The organism is Nonomuraea sp. MG754425, assembly GCF_021699195.1.
In the GTDB taxonomy this organism is placed as follows: Bacteria; Actinomycetota; Actinomycetes; order Streptosporangiales; family Streptosporangiaceae; genus Nonomuraea.
On record NZ_SSXE01000009.1, the window covers coordinates 1 to 21,950 of the forward strand.

Genomic DNA, 21,950 nt, shown 5'->3' on the forward strand with positions numbered 1-21,950 from the left:
TACGAACGTCGACACACGCTCAAGAACGCCCAAGACCTCGACTATGCTGCCGCGTAGTCGCAAGCCCTGATGTGTCTATCGAACCGGGGCAACTCCAGCCGGATGATCTCGTCGGATGGTCGGCCGGATGCATCGCCAACCAGGACGCGGGTCAGGGTGGCGAGTGTGTCGGTCATACCCTCGCGGGATTTGGCCGCCGCGTGGGGCCACCAGGCATCGCCGCGCGAGTGTCAGGACCGTTGGTGGTTGAGCTGGAAGCCGGAGAATCCCGTCGCCATCGCCCCAGGACGAGCCAAGCAGACCAAGGGCCTGGGGCGAAGGTCGTTCCTCCAGTTGGGGGCCCCACCTTCACCCCAGGCCCTTCGCCCGCTTCCCTGACGGATGGGACGACGGCGACGGGATGCTCAGGCAGGCCAGTTACTGGCAGCGCCAGGCGTCTTTCGCACGCACGTACGATCCCCTAATGTGTCGCGAGCATAGAAGCCAAACGATCAAGGCCGGAGGGTCCAAATGGGGGTCTTCTACGACTACTACCGGGCGGCGAACAGGCAGGCCGCCGCGGAGAAGCCTGATAGTCCCCGTGCTGTCGAGAAGCCCATGCCGGGCGTACCGACGTTCGACGCGGTGGACGCCAAGTGGATCGACCCCGGCGTGATACTTGGGCAGCTCATAGCCCTCGTCAGGGACGTTCCGTTCAGCTTGGATTTGGTGCAGACGATCACCATCTATCCGCCGCCCGAGGGCGCTCCGGCGACGATGGAGGAGTGGGAGGCTCTGCCGGAGGACTCTCCCTACAAGGAAGGGCCGGGAATCGAAGAGCTCTCTGCAGACGTGCGCGACACGCTCGCCGGCATCCCGGACACCAGGCTGGATGAACTCGTTGAGCACTGGGAGCAGATCGAGGAGTTCGCCGACGTACCACCGGCCGATGGATACCTTCTGGAGGTCCTTACAGGCCTGCGAGGCCTTGCTCAACGGGCACAGGAAGGGGATCAGATGATCTATTGCTGGGTCTGTGTATAGGGTCTCTCCCAGTGCCAGGTTCGAGCCCTCGGCGTCTTGTCTCAACGGCTGCCGTGCAATATGCGTGCAATGATCATGAGCTCGGTGGCAACGAGACGTGGCTGCGGTGCAGGTAGAAGACCGTCTGAGCTTCGTGACGGTCACGAGCTGTAAAACCGTCGGCGCTTCGCAGGCGTGCCCGTTGCGTGCCCTTCAGGGCGGACAACGAGGGGGAGTCGCGGGAAAGTCGCGGACAAGATGACTCCCGTATTGACCTGCACCGCAGCAGGTCCCGAGACCGTGTGCCGAAATCTTCCAAACTAGCTACGACGGTCGTCGATGGCCGGTTGACCAGAGCCCACTTTCTTTCAGAAGTTGCTTCGCCGCGTGCTGACTAGCTTGGGAACCTCGCTGGCCAAGGGCGATCTCTCGAAGCAGGCCGGCGAAAAGCACCACCTCATCCGCCGCCATCCATGCCAGAGTCCTAGAGAGCCAGTACTCCGACTGCCCCATCAGGCCACAGTGAACGACTGCCCGCAGAGCCTCGGCGAGGTCCGGATCATCAGGGCCAAGCTGCCACCGGGCCTCACTTTCTACTTCATCTCGCGACTTCTCCAACAGCGGCAAGTGAATCGCCCCGGGTTCGGTGGAGACTTGATCTCTTGAGAGGATCGAGTCCATGCCAGGCAAGTCTCCCTACCCCGATGAGTTGCGCAGGAGAGCGGTGCGGATGGTCGCCGAGGTGCGGCCGAACTACCCGACCGAGTGGGCCACGATCAACGCGGTCGCGGCCAAGCTCGGTATCGGCACCGCGGAGACGCTGACGTGCCGAACCCGACGGTGGGAGCCTTCCAGGTCACTCCCTCCCAGGTGGTGGACGGCGTCACCGTTGCCATCAGCCTCACCCCGGCCCTGCGCGCGACCGTAACCGACCCGGCCGCCCAACCGCTGCGGGCCGAGTTCGAGGTTGAGCACGACCCCGCCGTCACCGGCCAGGGTGAGGGTCAGATCTGGGCGGGCGGTCTCGACGGTGTCGCCTCCGGCACCCAGGCCACGGCCACGGTCCCCGCCGGGAAGCTGAACGACGGCTGGAAGATCCGCTGGCGGGCCCGCGCCGTCGCCGCCGATCAGTCGTCGGAGTGGTCAATCTGGCAACCGGTCACGGTCAAGGTCCCCCAGCCCGGTTCAGGGCCGTTCGCGCGAACGGCCGCCGCTGTCATCCGCACGGACCAGGACTTCACCGTCGGCGCCTGGTTGAAGTTCAGCGACAAGGATGGCTCCTACACCGTGATGGAGCAGAAGGGCACCCATCAGGCGCCCTTCCGGCTGGGTAACGACCCCGACCATGGTCTGGTGTTCACCTTCAGCAGCGCCGACGCGGCCGATGCTACGACCGAGGGAGTTCTGTCCGATGTGGATGCCCCCGTCAACGAGTGGTTTCACCTCGCGGGCGTGTACACGCAGAATCCGAGCACCGCGACGCTCTACCTGAACGGGTTGGAGATCGGCACCTCCGCGCTCGGTTTCGCCGCCTGGAACGCGGCCGCGCCGCTGACTCTCGGCACCGCGATGACGGGCAGCCTGGACGAGGTCTGGGTGTACGACGTCGCCCTCGTCTCGGACGAGGTGTTCGACCTCATGGATGGCAGCCCGACCGCGGACGGCGCGGCGGGGACACCCCTTGCCAAGAGCGCCGCCCCGGTCACACCCCGGTACGACCGGCTCTCGCCGGAAGACTGCTGGAAGAACCACGGATACAAGAAACGCACCTACGGCTACATGAAGAACCGCTATAGCGGTTGCATGATTCACGAAGTGCCCGTGTTCACTGGCAGCGTCGAGGTAGGGGTGGACGGCTACTACGGCAACATCACTCCGGACATCGATGTCGAAGGAAATCCGGAGTGGCTCGGCCGGATGATGCTGGTGGCGAGGAGCTGGAACGGCCCGCAAGAGATCGACGCTGGCGCCACCGCCCGTGACATATGGTTCGATCTCTATGTCGGCCACAGAAAGAATGTCTTCTGGGAGGACGCCTCGTCCACGGACCTGACCCTCGGGCTCCGGCCCGCCTACGGACAGTCGGCCTGCAAAGACGTCACGATATTCAACGGCGGCTCGCAGAAGAACCACCTGACGATGGATGTCGAGGACTGGAGGGAGAAGGCAGACGAGACCGACGACGGCGAATGGACGCCCCTGGCGACGTTCCGTTTTCGCGCGGCCTCCGCCGACGCACCGGCCTACATAAAAGACCGGACCGGCACGTCGGTCTCGAACGGCGACAAGATCTCCAACTGTGTATTCAAGCCCTACATCAAAATCGAGAACACCGGGTCGCACGCGGTCATCTTCGAATACGGCACCATCGAGGAGAAGGCCCAGATCACCTGTGATTCCTCACACTCCGTTGGTGCCTGGAACGGGTGCACCCTGCCGGTTCTCCCATCCATCGAATGGAAGCTCGACGGCACCTATGACGCCGCGTACAAGCACTACTACAAGGCCTGCTACGACAGGACAGACACCTATCCAAAGGACACGACCAAAACCATCCCCGGCTGCGCCGTCAATCGTACGAACCGGCCGCCGAAAGAGCAGTACCTGTGGAGGGTCAGCGATCCTGCGGCGAAGAACACCAATGCACGCGCCCGGGCCCGGTGCCACAGCCTGTGGTTAAACTTCAGTACCAACGGCCAGGAATGCGATGAGTATCCGTTCGCCTCGGCCGGCAACCGGACCAAGGACACGGACAATGATCGGAACTTCTCCGTTTGCGCCATGACCGGCGGTACCAAGGGGCCGAACTACGTCGCGGGTATGGCTTTGCGGCGTTTCCAGAAGAAGGACAGGCTCCTGTACGGCCAGGACTTCTTCAACCGGTTCTCCACGGAGCTGCAAACCCTGCCAGCCATGGACAGCATCTGCTGGAAGCCGGCCAACACCGGCTCGATGTACTGGGCAGATAAACAGAAGGATTAGCGGCTGACGCACCCAGCCGCCGTGGACGCGACAATGCCGTCCGCGGCGGCCGGGCGCCCATTCACGCCTCGGATTCAAGGAGTATCGATGAGCCTGGACAGCTTGTCAGCGCATTACGGCCACCTCCTGCAGGGCGACGGGAGCTGGCTGGCCGAAGGACTGGCGTGGACCGTCGTCGTGCCGGATGAGGGGGCGCTCTCATCAGAGGAGATCGCGGCGCGCCTGCTCGGCGGGGATGAACGGCCGTCCCTGACGATCTGCGACATCGAGGAGGCGAGCGAAGGCGACGTCGCCATTGTCGAGCAGGCAGGCAGGGCTGCCATGATCGTCGACTTCTCCGGTGCCGGCCGCACATGGGACGAGGACATCCTCAGCCGGCTCAGCGCCGGTGCTCAGGTCTGGCACGTGTCGTGGGAGGTCACGCGAAACTCCCGGCTGATCCACGCCGCACACGGACATGTCGTCACCCGGATCCCGCATCTGGAACCCGTCGGCGCTCCGGGGGCTGACGTCTCCTTCGCCGGGACGGAGCTCACAGCGCTGGCGCGGACGCTCGAGCATCCCTGGCCGGCCACGCAGGCCATGGCGATGGCCATCGTGGAGGCGCGCACGGGCGCGCACCTGGACAGCGCCTGGCTCGGGTCCTTCCACCCGGTGGTTCCCGTGGGCGGGTGAGCGGCGCCCTTCCAGGGCTGATGCGTTCTTGGCTAGTGGGACGCGCGCGGCGCGTTGAGGCCGAGCGGTTGAGGCGGGACCCCGGGGTACACGCGGCGAGCAGGACCTGGAAGGCTGGGCGGCGCGAGCGGAGGCCAGCCCGGCACGGGAACTACGCGACTTCGTCGCCGGCCTTCGCCGGGACTGGCCAGTCCGGATAGTACGAGCCCGACCGGAGTTTCGGGATCGCGAGCTCGATGGTGCCGGCCCGTGTGTCCCACTCGCGCTGCCGGTAGCCGTTACGCGAGTTGGTCCGCTCATCGCTGCGCTCGCCATAGCCGGCCCCGCACAGGCTGTCAGCCTCGGCCGACATCAACGTCTCGGCCATGGTCTTCACCATGGATCGCAACATGTCAGGGTCACCACCCTCGATCTGCTGCGTCGGCCACCGGGCAGGCGTCACACTGTTGTCCGCGGTCATCGCCGTTCTCCTTCTTGGAATCGTTGCTACGAAGGATCACGCGATGACCGTTCTCATTTCACGGCACCACACCTGGTGACCAGGTCAAACCCTTACACCACTCCCGCGGACGCAACCAGATCGCTGCCCGTACTCTGTCCCCCAGGAACGATCACGCAGTGAAAGCGGGGTCATCAGTGCTGCATACCTGGGTCAGCACCGCCGGAGGGCCACTAATCGCCATCCCCCAGTCCGGGCTGAACAGGTGGGCGGGTGTGGACGACAACGATGGTCCCGTCGAGACCTCGGGAGACTACGGCCGCGCCTGCGCTGTTGAGGGCTACATCGGTGCCGTCACCGTTGGGGCGCGGCAAGCCCTTGTTTTCGGCGACGAACCTGCCATGACGACCTATCTGCCGGCCGAACGTCTCTTCCTGCGCTGGGTCGCCGCATACTCCGAAGCCGAGCTGGTCGCGGCAGCCAAGCGAGCCCTGGCAGCAGAGCCGGATTGGGATGATGACGAAGACCTGAACTGGGAGGTGCGGGAGGCAGTCGCGCTCTTCGACTCGGCCATTCCTGGTGCTGAGCTGGAGCCTGACGATCGACTCATTATTGATCTGGAGCCTGGCCAGTACAGGGTTCGAGCCACCTACATGAAGGACGAGGACAACTGGATGATCCTCGTCCAGCTCCAGCCGGAAACTTGAGCCCCGGGCGTACTCCGCGCTTGTGCCGCTCTTCTCATTGATCATGTGGTCGAGTGTCGTAGGAGCCTCAGTATGGCATTGCCCGAGCGTGCTGCCCAGAAAGGGCTGCCCATCGCTCAACATCACGTACCTGGCCACCTGGTGGCCATGCGGAATGTTCGCTCACCTGCACATCCTTCCAGCCGCCATCGTTCGCATCGGGCACGGGCAGTTTTGCTCCGCCGCGGTCAATGAGAACGAGGGCCGTCGCTATGAAGCCCTCCATGAGTGAGTGCAGGATGGGATGGTTCGAACGCTCGTAGCGCTCGATTAGTGGCACTCACGAAGGCCGTGAAGGCGGCCAGGTCAACCTCATATTCGTCGCTCACCATAGGGTCGAGCCCCGTCGGCAATCCTGTCTGGGGGCAAGCGCTTCTGCTGATCGCATGAACAGGTCAGCGACTCCGTTCGAGGGTTCCAGAGGACTCGATCGCCAACCTGGAAGTACTGGCTCATGTTCTCCTCGCGTTCCACCGCGCCCGCCGCTCAGACTGCGACGTTGGGCCCGAAGGTTGCCGTTTCCTAGGCATCCCCGGGTATCGTCGCGGGTCCATCGTAGTAACTCGGATGAGCTATTAGGACGGACTCGAACTGTCTCCCTCGGGGTCGCCCTCTGCTTCGGGCTTAATAGAGCGCCAAAAGGCTAAGAGAAGCTTGGGCAAGGTGCAACTGTGTCCGTTCTCTTCCTCGATCACCGTTGCATGCTGCCGAAGCTGCGCCACCAACTCTTCCGCGGGTGTGGCGAAAACATCCAACTCCGCCCAGAGAACGCGGTCCCACTCATCCGCGCCGGCTACTGGGGTGTAGATCTCAATGGCTTCTACTACCTGGTGTTTGTCGAAGTAGATCGCTCCGCTGAGCACCTTTCGGCGCTGAACCCAGCCTTCCAGCGGCACCACAACGTGCTCGTCTTGATCGGGTGGGCGTTGTTGGCGGGACTGGTGCGGACGGTGCACGTTGTAATGCTCGGCGTACTCCTCCAGGACCGATCGAAGGTGGCGTTCGTCGTAGATCAGCATCCGGTCAGTGCATTCGGCCCGGACGGTACGCACCCAGCGCTCGGCGTAGCAGTTGGCTCGGGGCGTCCGCGGCGGCGTCTTCATCACCGTGACACCCTCGCCGGCGAAGACCTCGTCGAAGACGGCGGTGAACTTGGCGTCCCGATCACGGATGAGGAACCGAAACGAGCCGGCCCTCCGCGCGAGGTTCATGAGCAGGTTGCGGGCCTGCTGGGCCGTCCACGCGCCGGTGGGGTTGGTGGTCACGCCCAGGACGTGCACGCGCCGCGTCGCCACCTCCATCACGAACAACACGTACAGGCGTCTCAAGAAGATCGTGTCGACGTGGAAGAAGTCGCAGGCGAGCAGCCCTTTCGCTGGCAGGCGTAGAAACGTCCGCCAGGAGGTGTCGAGGCTTCGGGGAGCCGGACCGTGTCTGCGCGAACGCAGGATCCGTCGCACGGTCGCTGCACTGACCTGCAAGCCGAGCCCAACCGGTGCACCGTGTACCCGCCGATACCCCAACCTCGGGTTCTCCCGTGCCAGGCGGAGCGCCAGATCCCGGACCTCCTTGCTCGTTCCGGGACGACCGGCGCGGTGAGGATAGGTCCACGAGCGTTTGATCAAACGGCGATGCCGTGCCAACAAGATGCCCGGGGTGACCAGCCGATGCGCCCGCAGCACCGCAGGAAGGAAGCGCACCAAGGCTGCCAGGAGCGCCCGATCGGTCCAGTCCGGCTTCGCGCGGGCGAGTTGACGCTTCAACACGGCCACCTCATGGCGGAGCACCATGATCTCGACGTCCTTGGACGCCTGACCACGTCCCAGCAACACCAGCCGGCCGAACATACGAACCATTGATCAGATACGGCAGACGAACCGGCACAAGCCGCGATCCTGCCCGTAGTGCTGCTGAAGGTCAAAACCGCAGATCAGGCACCCTGCGGTGCGTTATGAAGCGGTACAGGATCTCCATGTTCTCGGAGGCGTCGCTACGGGCTAGCAGCGTCAGCCGCCCCACGATGCGGCAGAAGAACATGGAGAAGAAACGGAGCGTCACGAGCCTCGAGCATGCCCGACCCAGGCCACTGCTCGACCAGGAAACCGAGAGTAACCCGCAGTTCACGACCGTGAAAAGGAGTATTGACACCCTTCGGGGTAATTGCGCCCGAGCATCGAAAAGCGAGATCATCACGCATGTTCGACCCCTTGCCCGAGAACGATGGGACTTCACCGACGGTTTCTACGCCGCATTTCGTGGGTCGTGATCGGGAGATGGCGGCGCTTCGGGCCGCCTTGGCCCGGCCACCGGCGATCGTGCTGGTAGAGGGCGAGGCGGGGATCGGGAAGAGCCGGCTGCTGCGAGAGTGGTTGGCCGGGCCGGACCAGCGCACTGCCTTGGTCTCGGTGTGCCCACCGCTTCGCGAGTCGCTGACGTTGGGGCCGATCGTCGACGCGTTCCGTGGGATCGACCGCCCGGTGTCGCGATCGCGGCTCACCGAGCTTGCGGGTGCGTTACGGCCCCTGTTCCCTGAATGGTCCGCTGACCTGCCGCCCGCATTGCCGCCTTTGAACGATGCGAAGGCGGCCCGGCATCGCCTGTTCCGCGCCCTGGACGAGCTGCTGCGGGCTCTGCGTGTCGACGTTCTCGTGCTCGAGGACGCTCACTGGGCCGACGAGGTGACCTTGGAGTTCCTGCTGTTCGTCGCCTCCCGACAGCAATCGGACGGGCCGAGCCTCGTGATCTCCTATCGGCCGGAGGAGGTGGACGCCGGGTCGCTGTTGCTGCGGCTGACGTCCCGGTTGCCTGCCGGCGTGACCCAGTTGAGGATCGCCCTGGCGCCGATGCGACCCGACGACACGGCAGCGCTGGTGTCCTCGATGCTGGACGGCAACCCGATCTCGCAGGAGTTCACGACGTTCATGCACGAGCGGACCGGTGGGGTTCCTCTGGTGCTGGAGGAGTCGGTTCGCCTCATGTGCGACCGTGCCGACCTCGTCTTCCGCGACGGACAGTGGGTCCGGCTGAAGCTGCGCAAGCTACAGGTGCCGCCAACGGTGCGCGACTCCACCCGGGAGCGGGTGGGCCGTCTGTCGCCGACGGCGCAGCAGGTGTTGCGAGCCGCGGCCACGTTGGCTGAGCGGTCATCGGTGGCCACGATCGCGATGACCGCCGGTCTGTCACCGGTTGCGTGCCGAGGCGCCATCGCGGAGGCGGCCGACGTCGGCGTCCTGGACGGAGACGACCGCGGCCAGTGGCGATTCCGGCACGTGCTGGCCGCCATGGCTGTCTACGAAGCGATCCCGTTGACCGACCGCAGACACTTCCACCTGCTGGCCGGCCGGGCCTTGGAGGACATCCATCCGCCGCCTGTCGCGCGCCTTGCCCACCACTTCCGTGAGGCGGGCGAGACACGGGCCTGGGCGCGGTACGCCGAGCAGGGCGCCGAGCTGGCCATGGCCTCGGGTGACCACACCAAGGCGGTCGACTTGCTGGTCGATCTGTTTTCGTGGTCCGAGCTGCCGCCGGCGGATCGGGCACGAGTCGCGCGCATCGCCGGAGTAGCCGCACTGGGCCGTCGTGAACCGGTCGACGAGGTGTACCACCGCGTGATCCGTACCTTGCGCTCGGTGCTGGAGACCCCCGGTCTCTCCGCCCGCCAGCAGGCGGAGATCCGTAACCCCTTAGGTCGGCTCCTGATCATCGGGGGTGAGGCGCAGGCCGCGCTCAGCGAGCTCGAGCAAGCGGTGACCAATCTCGACCATGACCCGGTCGAGGCGGCCCGGGCAATGACCTATCTGGGATGGGCCTACGCGGGACCGTGGCCGGCGTCGACCCATCGGCGTTGGCTGGATCGCGCCGCTGAGCTCACCGCCGACGTCGATTCTCCCGCAGAGCGGCTGAACCTGGCCGGCAACCGAGCCGCTGCGCTGCTCATGCTCGGTGAGGAGGAGGCCTGGGACGTCGTCGCTGACCTGCCCATCGACGGCGCGGCCTCGGCGGAGCGTCTCGACGTGGCCCGCATCCACACAAATGTCGGGACCGGCGCACTGATCTGGGGCCGGTACGCCGACGCGGAAAAACACCTCGCCGTGGCCATGCGCCTTGCCGAGGCCGAGCAGGCGTCCCGGCTGCAACACAACGTCCGACTCGAACAGACGAACCTGGCGTGGTTCACCGGCCGGTGGGAGGGTCTCGCGGAGAGAAGCGCGGCGCTCGCCGATGCCGACCGAGACCGGCCGGCGTACTACCTCGGCAGCATTCGCCTCGCGGCCCGGCTGGCGGCCGCAGCCGGACGGCGGCGCGCCGCGGGGGAGCAGTTCCGGCTGGTCCTTGAGGAGTCTGCCCGTCTCGGCGCAGCCGACGACACGATGGAGGCTGCCGCTGCGCTGGCCAGACTGTGGCTGACGGACGGAAACAGCGGCCGGGCGCTGCAGATCACGAACGAGCCGATGGACACCGTCCAGAGAAAAGGCATCTGGGTCTGGGCGACGGACCTCGTCCCCGCCCGGATCGAGGCGCACCTCGTCGCGGGCGACCTGAAGGCCGCGACACGCCTGGGCGACCAGTTCGCCAGAGGACTGCGTGGCCGTACGGCGCCGGCGCCGCGCGCCGCCCTCACCGTATGCCGTGCGCTGCTGGCCGCCGCAGCCGGAGACCACGCCCGCGCGGCGAGGGCGTACGACCGGGCGGCGCGCGCCTGGAACGCGTTGCCGCGCCCCTACGACGCCATGCTCGCCCGCGAGCGTCAAGCCGAGGCGCTCATGGCGCAAGGCCAGATCGAACAGGGCCGAGAGCTGCTGGCCGCACAGTACGAGCAACTGTTCAGGCTCGGAGCCCGCGGCGATGCGGACCGTGTCGCACAGCGGCTCCGCGAACACGGCGCCGAGGTTCCGCGATTGTGGCGCGGCGGTCGACGGGGGTACGGCGACCGGCTCTCACCTCGTGAGCTCGACGTGGTCCGACTGGTCGTCGCCGGCAAGACGAACCGGGAGATCAGCCGGATTCTGGCCAAGTCACCGGCCACGGTGGATCAACAGCTACGTGCGGCGATGCGCAAGTTGAAGGTGAGTTCCCGAACCGCGCTCGCGGTCAAGGCGGTAGAGGCCGGAGTGTTCGCAGAAGAGGATTCGCTCGGCGACCCGTCGTGAAAATTGACGTATCCGCCGGATAGCGAAGATCGCTCGTCACCCCGAGCATGACTTCATGATCCAAGGCCCCAGGGCAGTGCATGCCTGAGCGACCTGTCGCGCGTGACGACTCCCTCATCGAGCACCAGCAACCACTTGAGCTGTCGCGCGAGCCGCGCGTCAGCAGCCCTGACGCCCCTGACGCCCGGGATGCCCGGGATGACGGCGATGACGGCGATGACGAGAGCCACGACCCCTACCAACCCCTGTAGGCCGGAGGAGCCCCCACGTGAGACTGAAAGCCCTCGTCGCTTCGCTGGCCGTAGCGGTCGGCCTGAGCATGATCCCGCCATCACCGGCGTCGGCCGCTGAGCCGGATCCCGGTGCGGCCGCCAACAAGATCGCGTCGGACCTGAAGGGCCGCTTCCGCACGGAGCCGGTCTCCGACTTCTGGATCACGTTCGACACCAAGGCCGACCTCGCGCCGGCGAAGAAGATCGCCGACTGGACCACTCGCGGTCAGTTCGTCTACGACGCACTGAAGGCCTCGGCCAAGGCCTCCGCGGCGTCCGTCTCCGCCGAACTCGACGCGGCGGGCGTGAAGTACACGTCCTACCCGCTCGTCAACGCCGTGCTCGTCAAGGGCGGCACGCAGCAGCTCGCGCTCGACGTCGCCTCGGTCGGGCAGGTCGCCGAGATCCATGCGTCGCCACAGGTCGCGCTGGTCGAGCCCGTGGACGAGAAGACGCCGGCCGACCAGGCCGTCCGCCCCGACGCCCCCGCGGCCACCGCCGAGGATGGCACCGTCTCGTGGGGTCTGGACGCCATTCACGCCCCCCAGGCCTGGGCCATGGGGGCCACCGGTGCGGGCATCACCGTGTCCAACCTCGACTCGGGCGTTCAATTCGACCACCCCGCCCTGAGGCAGCAGTACCGCGGCACGAAGCCCGACGGCACCGTCGACCACAACTACAACTGGATGGCCACCCGGGGCACGTGCTCCGGCGCACCGTGCGACGACGACGGACACGGCACGCACACCATGGGCACCATGGTCGGCGACGACGGCACCAACCACGTCGGCGTCGCCCCGGAGGCGCAGTGGATCGCGACAAACGGCTGCTGCGACAGCACCGGCGCCGAGTCGTTGCTCCGGTCCGGCTGGTGGTTGCTCGCCCCGACCGACGTCCACGGGAACAACCCCGACCCGTCCAAGCGCCCCCACGTCATCAACAACTCGTGGGGCCAAAGCGTCGAGCACAACTTCGACGACTTCTTCCAGGCCATCGACGAGGCCTGGAGTGCCGCGGGCATTTTCAGCGTCTGGTCATCGGGCAACACCACGCCGTACGCGGCGTGCGACACCGTCTCCTCGCCCGGCTCCGCCGAGAGTGCCTACTCGGTCGGCGCCTACGCGTCGGACGGCAAGCTCGCGTTATTCTCCCGCAAGGGCGAGGGTGAAGATGGCCGGGTCAAGCCCGAGATCTCCGCTCCGGGCGTCGCCGTCCGTTCGTCCTACCCGAACGACGGTTACACCGCGATATCCGGCACATCGATGGCGGCTCCCCACGTCGCCGGCGCCGTCGCCGGCCTGTGGAGCTACGACCCGACCCTCATCGGGCAGGTCGAGGAGACCCGCCGCCTGCTGGCCGAGTCGGCCGTCGACGTCGACGACACCGAGTGCGGCGGCACCGCCGACTTCAACAACAAGTACGGCGAAGGCCGGCTCGACCTCGTCCGCCTGCTCGAGCTCGCACCCCGGCAGGGCGGTACCCTCACCGGTGTCGTCACCGCCAACGGCGCCCCGGTCCCCGCCGTCGACGTGACGATCAGCGGACCGTTCAGCCGGTCCATCGGGACCGACAAGGACGGCCGGTTCACGGTAAATCTCCCGGTCGGCGACTACCAGATCAGCACCAAGGTCTTCGGGTACCTGACCGCGACCGCGAGCGCCACGGTCGCCCTCGGCCAGAACACCTCGGTTGAGGTTCCCCTCACCGCCGCCGCGCGCCACGACATCAGCGGCAGGGTCATCGACGACAAGAGGCAGCCCGTCCCGAACGCCGACGTCTCCGTCAAGGACACGCCGCTGGACGCCGTGCGCACGGACGCCAACGGCGCGTTCACGATCGCCGGTGTGCCGGAGGGCCAGTACGGGCTCGCCGTCACGCCCAACGCCTGCTTCTCGCCGACGATTGTCCCGCTGACCGTCGGTGCCGAGAACAAGTCGCTGGAGATCCCGATCGGGCTCGTCGTCGACAAGGGCGGCTACAACTGCGCCCTCTCCGAGGGGGAGTACCTGCGCGGCACCGACCCGGTCGCGTTCGAGAGCGGCGTGTGGGCGACGGTGAACCTGCCGTTCCCGATCGCGCTCTACAACGGCAGCCACGACACCCTCGGAATCAGCCTGCGCGGCGTGATCTCCCCGGACACCTCCACCGGACCCGGCACCGGCGGTGCGGGCATCTTCCCGTTCTACGTCCCGTCCCCCGTCAAGTTCGCCCCCGGCGGGGGAGTCTTCACGACGGCCACCAAGGTCGACGGCGAGGACGCGTTCGTCATCGAGTTCCGCGACGCCAAGATCTGGGCCTACCCGATCCGGTCCGAGTACACGGAGCCGGTCAGCTTCTCGGCGACGCTCACCCGCTCGGGCAAGGTGATCTTCGGGTACGGCGACGGCATCGGGACCGACGACCCGGTGACCGGCGGCGCCCGCACCATCACCGGCATCCAGGGCTGGGCCGGTGTGGACGGCATCCGGTTCTCCGACAACGTCCCGGTGCTCCACGACGGGATGATCGTCACCTACGATCTTCCGGACTGGGGCTACCTCGACGCGACCGTCGTCGACAAGAACGACGGGCTGCCGGTGTCCGGGGCCAAGGTCTCGCTCACCGGCAAGAACGGCCTCGTCGAGAGCGTCACGACCAACGGGACGGGCGTCGTGCATCGCCAGTTGCCGGTCGCCGACTACACGATGACCGTCGAGGCGCCGAACTACGTGACGGGGTCGTACGACTTCACCCTCGACAAGCTCTACGCGAAGGCGACGATCGACGCGCGCCTCACCACGGGCGTCGCCGGGCTGAAGGCGAGCGGCCTCGACGCCGTGATGGGAACCGACCAGAACGGTGTGGGCTCGCTGACGCTGACCAACAACGGTTCCGCCCCGCTCACGTACGACCTGGGCGAGGCCGCGCGCCACCACGAGCTCGACGCTTCCGGCGCCACCAAGCGCACCGGGACGGGTGCGGACAGCACGATCGACCTCACCGCGTGGCAGGCCGGTGCGAGCGGCATGAAGCCGTCGAACGTCGACGGCAAGGCTGCGACGGCGAGCGCCGCGGAAGCACAGGCGGTCGGCAAGGTCGGCACGACCTCCGGCGGCGACGTCATCACCCGCATCGAGATCCCGGGCACGATCGCGGAGAAGGAACCCTCCGGCATCGGGTACGACGGCGACGTCTGGGTCCACGACTACAACGCGCGGACCAACACCGCCTACACCGTGATGGGCAAACCGACCGGCAAGGTCTTCGACGCCTCGTGGAACCCCAAGTACCGGGCGTTCGACATGGCGCTCGACACCAAGACCGGTGACATGTGCCAGATGGAGGACAGCCCGGCCAGCTACATCCACTGCTTCGACCGGGAGACCGGAAAGGAAACCCGGCAGATCAAGGGTGACTGGTCCACGCTGCAACTGACAGGACTCGCCTACAACCCCACCGAGGACGTGTTCTACGTCGGCGGCCGGGCGAACGGCCTGATCGGAACCGTCGCCGGGACGTCGCACGACAACGCGGGTGCGCTGCTGTCCTTCTGCGCCCCGCCGCTGCCCGAGGTGATGGGCCTGGCCTACAACCAGACCTCCGACACCATCTGGTACACCGACCTCACCTCGAACAGGCCCACCCGCCTGCTGCAGGTCGACCCCGACGACTGCTCGCTCGTCAACGCGTGGTGGTTCCCGGGCCAGAAGGTGGGCCAGGGTGGCGGCCTCGAGACCGACTCGACCGGGGCGCTGTGGGCGGCGGACCAGATCGCCGATGACGTCGTGCTGGTCGACGTCGAGGACGACCTGCTCACCGACCTGCCCTGGCTGTCGCTCTCCTCGACCGGCGGCACCCTCGCCCCGGGCGAGTCGGCGACGGTCAAGGTCTCGATCTCCTCGAAGGACGCCGCCCCGGGCACTCTCGGCGCGAACATCGTCGTGTGGTCCGACTCCGGACGGCAGCCCAAGACCTACGTCCCGGTGACGCTCACGACCACGAAGTACCAGGTCGGCGTCAACGCCGGCGGCCCCTCGTTCACCGACGCCTCCGGCTACACCTGGTCCAGCGATCAGGCGGCCGGTGACGGGGCGTGGGGCTACGCCGGGAAGGGCAAGACGATCTCCGCGAGGGCCGCGATCGAGGGCACCGAGGACGACGCCCTGTTCCAGTCCCAGCGCACCACGCCGGGCAAGGACCTGGTCTACACGTTCCCCGACGCGCCGAAGGGCACCTACGCCATCGACCTCGGGTTCGCCGAGATCGAGCAGGTGAAGCAGGGCAAGCGGGTGTTCGACGTCCTCGTCGACGACGAGCTGACGCAGTACGCCTACGACGCCGTGAAAGCCGTCGGCCCGAACGCCGCCGACTGGCACACCGCCGTCGTGCAGCACGACGGCGGTCCGCTGACCGTGGAGCTGCGGGGCGGGAAGGGCCTGCGGGCTCCGAGCATCGCGGCGCTGCGCGTGACGCTCGATCCGCGCGGAGACAAGGCGGAGCCGGAGCCCCAGCCCGAGGAGCCGGAGCCGGGACCCGTGCCGGTGGCCCCCGCCGGTCGCTCGTACTCGATGAAGGTGACCGACGGGCTCTACCGCCAGGGTACGGAGGAGTCCGGGTGGCACGGCGATGACGTCTGCGGCGTGCTGTGGTTCGACTCCAGCTTCCTGTTCCCGTTCTACGACACGGCCTGGGACGGCGTGTGTGTGACGACGAACGGCGCGCTGATCTTCGACCGGGCCAGCGCCGTGGGGAACAACACGGCGCTGCCGTCGCCGTACGCGTTCGACGCGATCTTTCCGCTCTGGGACGACCTGGTCGTCGACGACCAGGCGGGCATCTACTTCGGCACCACCGAGGTGGACGGCCTGGCCGCTGAGGTCATCGAGTGGCGCAACGCCGCCTTCGACAGCGACAGGGCGGCCCGGGTGAGCTTTTCGGTCACCCTGATCGCGGACGGCCGCATCCAGATCGGGTACGGCGACGGCATCGGCGGCGACAACCCCGTCACCCGCGGGGCCTCGGCGACGGTCGGCCTGGAGAGCCTGAAGCGCAACCCCGCGAGCCAGTACTCCTTCAACCAGCCCATCCTGACGGCCGGTCTGGGGCTGGAGTACACCCTCCCGGCTGCGGGCACGATCGAGGGCACGGTCACCGACGCGAACGACGGCAAGCCGATCGCGGGCGCGATCGTCACGCTCGGGGGGCCGAGCGGTGACCGGGTTATCACCGCCGACGAGAAGGGCCGGTGGAAGGCCCAGGCGCTGATCGGCGAGAACACCGTGCAGGTCTGGGCGCCGAACTATGTCACGGCCGGCCGCCCCGTGACCATCGCCAAGAAGGATCAGGCCGAGGTGGTTGACGCGGCGTTGACCACGGGCGTCACAACCGTCACGGGAGGTGACCTCGACTGGCTCCTCGGCCCGGACCAGAAGGCGACCGCCGACGTGATCGTGACCAACACCGGCTCCGCCCCGCTCGAAGTGCGGCTCAGCGAGCAGAAACGCACCGGCGACGGCGGGCACGAGGCCGCCGACCTTCCGTGGCTGACCCTCACCGGCGCGGCCGCGGCCGGCACGGTCAAGCTCGCCGTCGGCGAGTCCACCACGGTCACGGCGACGGCCGACAACGCCGCCGTCGTGCCGGGCGTGCTCGTCGGGGACGTGCTCGTGGCGTCGAACGCCGGCAAGGGCGAAGCCCAGCTCAGGCCGGTCCGCCTGGCGACCTCGGCCTACTGGAAGGGCGTCGACGCGGGCGGGTCCGGGCACGTCGGTGCCGACGGCTTCGTCTGGTCGCCCGACCAGGAACTCGGCTCGCGGCCGTGGGGCTACGTCGGCGGCAAGGCGCGTGCCACCAAGGCCGACATCGGCGGCACGGAGGACGACGACCTGTTCCGCACCCAGCGGACCGGCGAGACGTTCGCCTACGTGTTCAAGAACGCGCCCGCCGGGACGTACCGAATCGGCCTCGACTTTGCGGAGATCGAGAAGGTCAAGGTCGGCAAGCGTGCCTTCGATGTTCTGGTCGACGGCAAAGCCGTGCTCCACGACCACGACGTGCAGGCGAGGGTGGGTGCGCTGACCGCGGACGTGAACACGGTCACCGTCGAGCACGCCGGTGGCGATCTGAAGGTCGAGTTTCACCGCGAGATCGGCGAGCGCGACCCGATCCTCAACGCCCTGAAGGTCCAGCAGGACCCGCGCCTATGAGGTAGCCAACCAATCCGCCGGCAGTGGTCAGAGCCTCCTCGGAAAGGATCGCCGTGGAGGCTCTGACCACGCCTACCGAGTCTGCGGCTTCCGACCTGCGCTTTTCAAACGTATGCCAGGAAACTGGGCGGCTCCTGCCGGTAGCGATGCAGGCAAACCGTTGCACAGAACTACCAGCGCCGACGACAACACAACCAACCGGCTTGTGTAATAACAGGTTCACCGGTGGGAGGCGCCGCGTTCGGTGAGCGCAGGCCCGCCAACGTGTTTAATTGCCCTCTGATACTTCAGCCATCCTGGATCACAGCCTCTGATTGGTCCGATATTCACCGGACTTTACTGTTACTCTGTCCACGCCAGTGGACTTGACAGGCGTCGGTATCAGTCGGTCTTCAACTCATATGCTGCGAGGTCCCAGAAGGACTTAAACCGCTTAGCGCCGGGTAGCCATGGTGCGAGATACCAGGCTTCCCACTCACCCTCGGAAGTTCTGACGTGGGGATTGAGGAGGGCGACCCCGTCATCCCAGTATCCGATCAGAAGGGTGTCGGGCACATACTCCCTTCTGAAGTGGCTGGATTCCTGCTCGGGCCCATACACAAGGTAGAGCTCGTTGGGCACACTCCACGAGTCCGCCTTAGGCCCTGACCAGATCTCGGCCCGCAAAGGATCGGCCTCACGAAGCCAGCCGACCTCTTCAGTACGCAGCAAGCAGCAGTCATCGTCGCTACCCCACCCGTTAGCGAACAGAAGGAACTGCCTGTAACTCGGCGGCAACTCCAGGCCCACCCGCTCTTCAAGCTGGGTCACCTCTGCCTCGGTAGCCGAAGGATACAGCTCGCCGAGTGGACTGATCGTTGAGTATCGAGAACTGTCGGTCGACGGATGCCTTGCAGGGAAATGTTCAGACCATGCGTATTGGGCACTCATGGTGATGAAGATATTCCGCTTGAGTGACTGCTTGGGCTGCCGAATGGCCGAGTTGTTCCTTCAGGTATCAAGGCTGCGGCGCGGCGCGCCGCCGTATCCCCGGCCGTCCGCCCGCCGTCCGGACGTGGTCGGGGGCGATCGGAGGTCCAGGGCTTCGTTCCTCCGTCCCGGCCCACCGGACAACGTGATTGCGGTTTGCCTCCAAGCCAAGGCAGGCCAAGGCAAGCCTTGAGCTTTGCGGTGAGGTACACGTGTTAGTCCTATGCCCCGCCCGTGAGGAATCCGTAGAGATCCCAACCTCGCGGGATGTTGGATTCCGCTGGGTGGTCCGCGAGGTGGAGCGTGGCTCTGTCATACACGCTGTGGGTTTGGACGTCCTCGACATCGTCGTACAGGACGAACGTCACATCGAACATCTTCGCTCGTGCGTTACCTGCCCAGGCTCCCCACGGAAAGGTGACCTCTGAGGATCAAGCATTGCCTAGGCGGTGTGCCACTGCGGTACATCGGGTAGCGGAGCTTGGAGCAGATGGCCGAGCTTGATCGCGATCTCGTTCATCTCATCCGTACTCACCGCGTCCTTCTCCGAGGGGCACATCAGGTCGAACACGTTAGGGCCGTGCAGGTGTAGGGGAAGGTCAGGCATTCGTGGCACGAGGTGGAAGTGCACGTGGCTGAAACCCTCTCGCTCGGCAAACTGGATCACGTAGGTCTTCACGCAGCCGGTGAGCTCGTGGAGAGCCCGAGACAATCGCACTTGCCACAGCCCCAGTGTCAATGCTTCCCCGTCGGTGAGCTCCGCGATAGTTGCGATATGGCGCCGCGGAACCAGAACGAGCCAGCCAGGTAGAGCTGTGTCGATCGCATGCGCCACGCGCCAGTACTCGTCGTAGCCGACCTTTTCGCGCGGAGGCAGGCTCTCGAATTGGCCCTCTTGTTCACAGGTGTAGCAATTCTGGGCGATCACCGTTCGATGTTATGGGCCTCTTCCTCGCCTCGACCAGCCCTGTGGACTGTCCCAAGGGCAGCCTCGGCTCCGACGGCCGCGAGAATGCACAGGTTGAGGCCGCGATGGAGCGGGACTGCGCCTGCCGATGATTCCATCCATGCAGCTCGCGCGGCATGTGAGTATTCGTGAATGACGCCGCCGAGCCGGTCTCGTCGGCGTGTGTTCAGGTCGATGGCAGCGGTCGAGGAGTTCGTGGCGGCATGACTGCAGCCGCCACGCGACCCCGGCAAGGCCATGACCTGGCCGGATGGCATGATCGGCAGGCGCACGGCCGCCGCTCAGGTCAGGCCCGCGTCGTGGGCGAGGATCGCGATCTGGGTGCGGTTGTCCATGCCGAGCTTGGTGAGGATGCTGGAGACGTGCGCTTTCACGGTCGTGATGCCCATGGCCAGGTCCGCGGCGATGTCGGCGTTCGTCTGGCCGCGCGCGATCGCCAGGGCCACCTCGTGCTCGCGAGGGGTGAGGGCGGCCAGCGCGGCACGGGCCCGCTCATAGGCGCCGGCCTGCGCGACGGTGCGCTCCATCAACCGCCGGGTGATGTGCGGGGACAGGATCGGATCGCCTGCGGCGACCCGGGTGACCGCCTCCACGATCCGCGGCGGCGGGGTGTCCTTCAGCAGGAATCCGGCAGCGCCCGCGCGGAGGGCGTGCAGGACGTTCTCGTCGGTGTCGAACGTGGTCAGCACGATCACCTCAGGCGGGCGGGGCCGGGCACGCAATCGGCGGGTGGCGGTGATGCCGTCCACCCGCGGCATCCGCAGGTCCATGAGGACGACGTCGGGGGCGTGGGCGTCGGTGGCGGTGATGGCCTCCTGGCCGTCGGCCGCCTCGCCGACGACGGTGATGCCGGCGGTGCCGTCCAGCATCATGGACAGCCCGGCGCGGACCAGGGCGTCGTCGTCGACCAGTAACACGCGGATCACGCGGGCCATGGTAGCCGGGCGTGGAGCCGGAACTCTCCTTCGGTGTGGTGGTGGTCCAGTTGCCCGCCGGCCAGCCGTACCCGTTCGGTGAGCCCGACCAGGCCGAGGCCGCTGCCGGGCGCGAGTGGGGCGGTGTCCGCCGGGGCCAGCGGGTTCCGGATGTCGATCAGCAGGTGCGTGCCGGGGGTGCCGTGCAACAGCACGTCCACCGGCCGGCCGGGGGCGTGTTTGCGGGCGTTGGTGAGCCCCTCCTGGACGACGCGGTAGGCGGTCCTGGACGCGGCCTGCGGCACGGCGCCGTCGTCGATGGCCTCCTCACGGAGCCGTACCTCCTGCCCGGCCTCCTGCGCGTCGGCGATCAGGCCGGGCAGATCGGCCAGCGCCGGCTGGGGTTGCAGCTCGTCCACCTGGTCGTCCTGCTCGCGGAGCAGGCCGATCACCTGGCGGAGCTCCTCCAGCGCCTGGTGCACCCCCGTGCGGACCACCCCGGCGGCGCGGGCGACCTGCTCGGGGGAGGAGTCCGGGCGGTATTCCAGTGCCCCGGCATGGGTGGCCACCAGGGACAGGCGGTGGGCCAGCACGTCGTGCATCTCCCTGGCGAGCCGGCGGCGTTCGGCCATGCGGGCCTCGGCGACCCGCCTGCCCTGCTCGGCCTCAGCGCGGTCGGCACGCTCGTGCAGGGAGATGAGCAGGGCGCGGCGGGAGCGGGCCAGCGCGCCCCAGCCGAGCAGCGCGCCGTAGGAGGCGCAGATCAGCAGCAACCACCATTGCTGGGAGATGCCGGAGCTGGGCCGCCACAGCCCCTGGAGCACGTGGGCCGCGACGCCCCCGGCCGCCACCGCCGCCGCGACGGGGAAGCGTCTGCGCTGGGCCACCTGCAGCGCCCCTACCGTCGCCGCCGCAGTGGCCACGGGGGACAGGGTGGCCAGGAGGGTGGCGGCCAGCGCTCCCGAGGTCGGCCACCAAAGCTGGGCGAGCGCCGCGACCAGGCTCACCGCCGCGACGACGACGTCCAGCCCCCACATGGGCCCGTCGGCCTGGCTCCACAGCGTCAGGCTGCTCAGGCCGCCCACCCCGAGGACCATGCTGGCAACCGCGATCGGGTACGAGGGTCGGATCCTTTTCACCGGGTCAGGGTAATCGCCGGTTCTCAGGCACCATCACCTACTAAAGGAGGACCCGTTCCCCACCGAGGGAGAACACAGAGCGGCCACGCGCCCGATGTGCCGGATCGGGCGACTGGGCGAAGCTGACCGGCATGAACACCTCAGCCAAGCGCATCCTCCTCACCGTCGTCGGCGCCCCCGCGGCCGCCCTGGCCGTCTGGGCCCTGGCCGTGCCGGTCGCCGGAACCACCCTGACCGTGCGCACGGGCGCCGGCACGCAGCCGGTCGGACCGGGATCGGTCCTGGTGGCGAGCCTGCTGGCCGGGCTGGCGGGCTGGGCGCTGCTGGCCGTCCTGGAGCGGTTCGTGTCCCGTCCCGGCCGGACCTGGACGATCGTCGCCCTGACCGTGCTCGTCCTGTCGCTGCTCGGGCCGAGCGGCAGCGCCGTCGGTGCCGCCGCGATGCTGGTGCTGGCCCTGATGCACCTGGTCGTCGGCGCCGTACTGGTCCTGGGACTGGCGCGGCGGTGAA

The 21,950-nt window shown here is 67.2% G+C and carries 15 protein-coding genes and 2 pseudogenes; 8 read left to right on the plus strand and 9 right to left on the minus strand.

Annotated elements, in window-relative coordinates; genetic code table 11:
* The first annotated feature begins 510 nt into the window (after positions 1-510).
* Positions 511-1,023, plus strand: coding sequence for a hypothetical protein (locus tag FAF44_RS04825; protein ID WP_237101772.1), 513 nt, complete (start codon positions 511-513; stop codon positions 1,021-1,023).
* A 303-nt stretch (positions 1,024-1,326) separates the two neighbouring features.
* Here the strand turns inward: FAF44_RS04825 and FAF44_RS04830 are convergent, their stop codons facing one another.
* Complete coding sequence (locus FAF44_RS04830; RefSeq protein ID WP_237101773.1) at positions 1,327-1,683, minus strand: hypothetical protein; 357 nt, start codon at positions 1,681-1,683, stop codon at positions 1,327-1,329.
* On the opposite strand from FAF44_RS04830, the pseudogene FAF44_RS04835 reads away from it, so the two are divergent.
* From FAF44_RS04835 to FAF44_RS04845, 3 genes and pseudogenes are all read left to right on the plus strand, one after another.
* A pseudogene (locus FAF44_RS04835) lies at positions 1,682-1,825 on the plus strand (IS3 family transposase); the annotation flags it as partial. The gene FAF44_RS04830 and the pseudogene FAF44_RS04835 sit on opposite strands and share 2 nt — an antisense overlap.
* Before the next feature lie 2 nt (positions 1,826-1,827).
* Positions 1,828-3,984: a LamG domain-containing protein gene (locus FAF44_RS04840; protein ID WP_237101774.1), complete on the plus strand. Its 2,157-nt coding sequence runs from the start codon at positions 1,828-1,830 to the stop codon at positions 3,982-3,984.
* An 87-nt stretch (positions 3,985-4,071) separates the two neighbouring features.
* Positions 4,072-4,659 carry a hypothetical protein gene (locus FAF44_RS04845; protein WP_237101775.1) on the plus strand — a complete coding sequence of 196 codons (588 nt, stop codon included), beginning with the start codon at positions 4,072-4,074 and terminating at the stop codon, positions 4,657-4,659.
* A gap of 187 nt (positions 4,660-4,846) precedes the next feature.
* On the opposite strand, the pseudogene FAF44_RS04850 reads toward FAF44_RS04845, so the two are convergent.
* Positions 4,847-5,119 (minus strand): annotated as a pseudogene (locus tag FAF44_RS04850) (transposase); the annotation flags it as partial.
* 176 nt (positions 5,120-5,295) lie between these two features.
* Here FAF44_RS04850 and FAF44_RS04855 point away from each other — a divergent pair.
* On the plus strand, positions 5,296-5,805 hold the full coding sequence (locus FAF44_RS04855; protein WP_237101776.1) for an Imm21 family immunity protein: 510 nt from the start codon (positions 5,296-5,298) through the stop codon (positions 5,803-5,805).
* A gap of 67 nt (positions 5,806-5,872) precedes the next feature.
* Here the strand turns inward: FAF44_RS04855 and FAF44_RS56315 are convergent, their stop codons facing one another.
* Together FAF44_RS56315 and FAF44_RS04860 are read right to left on the minus strand one after the other, a co-directional pair.
* Positions 5,873-6,124, minus strand: a complete 252-nt coding sequence (locus FAF44_RS56315) for a DUF6086 family protein (protein ID WP_368857751.1) — start codon at positions 6,122-6,124, stop codon at positions 5,873-5,875.
* Between the two features lie 295 nt (positions 6,125-6,419).
* Positions 6,420-7,691 (minus strand): integrase core domain-containing protein, encoded by a 1,272-nt coding sequence (locus FAF44_RS04860; protein ID WP_237101777.1) that lies wholly within the window; start codon positions 7,689-7,691, stop codon positions 6,420-6,422.
* Between the two features lie 348 nt (positions 7,692-8,039).
* On the opposite strand from FAF44_RS04860, the gene FAF44_RS04865 reads away from it, so the two are divergent.
* On the plus strand, positions 8,040-10,994 hold the full coding sequence (locus tag FAF44_RS04865) for an AAA family ATPase (protein ID WP_237101778.1): 2,955 nt from the start codon (positions 8,040-8,042) through the stop codon (positions 10,992-10,994).
* 53 nt (positions 10,995-11,047) lie between these two features.
* Here FAF44_RS04865 and FAF44_RS04870 read toward each other — a convergent pair whose 3' ends face one another.
* Positions 11,048-11,224, minus strand: coding sequence for a hypothetical protein (locus FAF44_RS04870; RefSeq protein WP_237101779.1), 177 nt, complete (start codon positions 11,222-11,224; stop codon positions 11,048-11,050).
* Positions 11,225-11,262: 38 nt separating this feature from the next.
* Between FAF44_RS04870 and FAF44_RS04875 the strand changes: the two genes are divergently transcribed.
* Positions 11,263-17,451, plus strand: coding sequence for a S8 family serine peptidase (locus FAF44_RS04875; protein ID WP_237101780.1), 6,189 nt, complete (start codon positions 11,263-11,265; stop codon positions 17,449-17,451).
* Between the two features lie 381 nt (positions 17,452-17,832).
* Here FAF44_RS04875 and FAF44_RS04880 read toward each other — a convergent pair whose 3' ends face one another.
* The 4 genes from FAF44_RS04880 to FAF44_RS04895 all read right to left on the minus strand — a co-directional run bounded on the left by FAF44_RS04880 (position 17,833) and on the right by FAF44_RS04895 (position 21,440).
* Positions 17,833-18,381, minus strand: coding sequence for an SMI1/KNR4 family protein (locus tag FAF44_RS04880; protein WP_368857752.1), 549 nt, complete (start codon positions 18,379-18,381; stop codon positions 17,833-17,835).
* Positions 18,382-18,862: 481 nt separating this feature from the next.
* Positions 18,863-19,348 (minus strand): HIT family protein, encoded by a 486-nt coding sequence (locus FAF44_RS04885; protein WP_237101782.1) that lies wholly within the window; start codon positions 19,346-19,348, stop codon positions 18,863-18,865.
* 320 nt (positions 19,349-19,668) lie between these two features.
* Positions 19,669-20,322: a response regulator transcription factor gene (locus FAF44_RS04890; RefSeq protein WP_237101783.1), complete on the minus strand. Its 654-nt coding sequence runs from the start codon at positions 20,320-20,322 to the stop codon at positions 19,669-19,671.
* A complete protein-coding gene (locus FAF44_RS04895) occupies positions 20,310-21,440 on the minus strand; it encodes a sensor histidine kinase (protein WP_237101784.1) in 1,131 nt (376 codons plus the stop codon). The genes FAF44_RS04890 and FAF44_RS04895 overlap by 13 nt, the downstream gene beginning before the upstream one ends.
* A 131-nt stretch (positions 21,441-21,571) precedes the next feature.
* Here FAF44_RS04895 and FAF44_RS04900 point away from each other — a divergent pair, with 131 nt between their 5' ends.
* Positions 21,572-21,949: a DUF6069 family protein gene (locus tag FAF44_RS04900; RefSeq protein WP_237101785.1), complete on the plus strand. Its 378-nt coding sequence runs from the start codon at positions 21,572-21,574 to the stop codon at positions 21,947-21,949.
* Position 21,950 lies beyond the last annotated feature (1 nt).